At 54.3% G+C, this 2,051-nt stretch carries 3 protein-coding genes; all 3 read left to right on the forward strand.

The features are described from left to right. On the forward strand, positions 1 to 378 hold a 378-nt coding region (locus tag B2R48_RS17385), incomplete at its 5' end, for an ABC transporter permease subunit (RefSeq protein WP_297003044.1). Between the two features lies 1 nt (position 379). Then, positions 380 to 1,483, forward strand: coding sequence for an amino acid ABC transporter permease (locus B2R48_RS17390; RefSeq protein ID WP_297003045.1), 1,104 nt, complete (start codon positions 380 to 382; stop codon positions 1,481 to 1,483). Positions 1,484 to 1,575: 92 nt separating this feature from the next. Continuing rightward, on the forward strand, positions 1,576 to 2,051 hold a 476-nt coding region (locus B2R48_RS17395; protein ID WP_414716199.1), incomplete at its 3' end, for an amino acid ABC transporter ATP-binding protein.

Below are 2,051 nucleotides of genomic sequence, written 5' to 3' on the forward strand. Positions count from 1 at the left end.
CTTACGGTTTACACCTCGACCTATGTTGCCGAGGTTGTTCGTTCCGGTATCCAGGCTGTTCCGAATGGTCAGTGGGAGGCTGCCGACAGTCTTGGCATTCGCCGTTCTGTCGCCCTTCGCAAGGTGATCCTGCCGCAATCCATGCGCGTTGCGATCCCGCCACTGACCAACCAGTATCTGAACCTGACCAAAAACAGCTCATTGGCTGTTGCTGTCGGTTACCCGGATCTGGTTTCGGTATCCAACACGACCATGAACCAGACAGGTCAGGCGATTGAGGCCATCTCGATCTTCATGTCGATCTATCTTGGTTTGTCCTTGTTGACCTCGCTCTTTATGAACTGGTTCAACAAGAAAATGGCACTGGTGGAGAGGTAACATGTCAGAAAACGCAAAACTACCTCCGCTGCCAACCGGCACCTTTGCCGAACGTGCGATTGTATGGTCGAAAAAGAACCTGTTTGACGGATGGTTCAACACCATTTTGACGCTTGGTTCGATCGCATTCCTGTTCTGGCTTATCCCGCCAATCGTTGAGTGGGCCATCGTCAATGCGACGCTGTCCCCCACCATCGAGGGTTGCGCAGAAGCCAGCGGCGCCTGCTGGGGCTTTGTGAATGCGAACTTGCGACTGATCCTGTTCGGGACCTACCCGTTTGACGAACAGTGGCGTCCGCTGTTGGCCATGATCCTTCTGATGGGCATCATTTGCGGTAGCCTCGGTGGAGTTAAGTATCCGGGCATGCGCAAGGCCATCATCCCGATGTGGGTGATTGGTGTGCCGATCATTGCCATCCTCATGTGGGGTGGTGTGTTTGGTCTGACCTATGTCCAGAACAGCTATTGGGGTGGCCTGCCGCTGACCCTGATCCTGTCCTCGATCGGTGTGATCTTTGCCTTTCCGTTCGGACTGCTGCTGGCACTTGGTCGACAGTCGCACATGCCAGCGATCAAAACCGTGTCTGTGGTTTACATCGAGGTTATTCGTGGTGTGCCACTGATTACGGTGCTGTTCATGGCATCGGTCATGTTCCCGCTGTTCCTGCCTGATGGGGTGACCATCGACAAGCTGCTGCGTGCACAGATCGGTATTATCCTGTTTACCGCTGCCTACCTCGCCGAGGTATTCCGTGGTGGTCTGCAGGCCGTACCGCGTGGTCAGTTCGAGGCTGGTGACAGTCTTGCGCTGTCTTACTGGCAATCGATGCGTCTGATCATTTTGCCGCAGGCACTGCGTCTGGTGATCCCGCCGACCGTCAACAGCTTTATCTCCATGTTCAAGGACACCACACTGGTCGTGATTATTGGCCTGTTTGACTTCCTTGGCACGGTGAAGCTGGCACTGCGCAGTGACCCGGCCTGGACCAAGTATTACGTCGAAGGTTATGCCTTCGCCGCGGCAATTTTCTTCCTGATCTGTTTCTCGATGGCGAAATATTCCGCCTATCTTGAAAAAGAGCTTCGCAAAGGCGAACAAAGGTAAGGAGTGAGGAAAAAACAATGACTGTAGCAACTGAACCCACTACCGGCGCTGTGCCTCCTCCGTCCAAAGAGGATGTCATCACCGTCAACAAGATGAACAAATGGTATGGCAATTTCCATGTTCTTCAGGATATTGACCTGTCTGTTCGCAAAGGTGAGCGTATCGTTATCTGCGGCCCGTCCGGCTCAGGTAAATCGACGCTGATCCGCACCCTGAACCGCCTTGAGACCTATCAAAGCGGTGAAGTCTTCGTCGATGGCATCTTGCTTGGCGACGATGTCAAAAACATTGAAGCCGTGCGCCGCGAAGTCTGCATGGTGTTCCAGCACTTCAACCTTTTCCCGCACATGACCGTGCTGGAAAACCTGACGCTGGCCCCGATCTGGGTTCGCAAGATGCCCAAGAAGCAAGCCAACGAACTGGCCATGCATTACCTTGAGCGTGTGCGAATTGCCGAGCAGGCCCACAAATTCCCGGGCCAACTTTCCGGTGGTCAGCAGCAGCGAGTGGCGATTGCCCGTTCGCTCTGCATGCAGCCGAAAATCATGCTGTTTGATGAGCCGACCTC

This window comes from Thalassospira sp. UBA848, from assembly GCF_002295455.1.
In the GTDB taxonomy this organism is placed as follows: domain Bacteria; phylum Pseudomonadota; class Alphaproteobacteria; order Rhodospirillales; family Thalassospiraceae; genus Thalassospira.